The organism is Bifidobacterium aerophilum (assembly GCF_010667685.1).
In the GTDB taxonomy this organism is placed as follows: Bacteria; Actinomycetota; Actinomycetes; order Actinomycetales; family Bifidobacteriaceae; genus Bifidobacterium; species Bifidobacterium aerophilum.
The window spans coordinates 1-435 of sequence record NZ_WHZW01000053.1 but is presented as its reverse complement, the minus strand read 5'-3'; the positions used below and the strand labels follow the sequence as shown (position 1 = coordinate 435).

Below are 435 nucleotides of genomic sequence, written 5' to 3'. Positions count from 1 at the left end.
TCGAAGACCGGCCGGCAGCTGCCGCGTGTCCCGGATCCCGGCCGGCAGCCGAACCGCGCCCCGTCCGACCTCGAACAGTTCGCGTCGAGCGTGTTCTCCAACTAAACCCCCATCACATCTATCGGCCATCAACCTTAAGGAGGTCATATCATGGCTATTTTCGGTACCGGCGGCATCAAGGCGATGCCCAGCCAGATCGCGGACGGCATCGTCGACCAGGTGCAGTCCGGCAGCGCGATCGGCGTGCTCTCGCAACAGAAGGCGATGCGTTTCGGCGAGACCAGCATCGTCACGTTCGAGAACCGTCCCCGCGCCGAGTTCGTCGACGAGGGCGCGCAGAAGTCCAGCACGACCGGCTCGTTCGGCGTGGTCAAGACCGTGCCGCACAAGACGCAGGTCACCATGCGCTTCGACCAGGAAGTGCAGTGGGCCGAC

At 64.6% G+C, this 435-nt stretch carries 1 pseudogene; it reads left to right on the top strand.

The features are described from left to right. Positions 1-150: 150 nt before the first annotated feature. A pseudogene (locus GFD25_RS11955) lies at positions 151-435 on the top strand (phage major capsid protein); the annotation flags it as partial.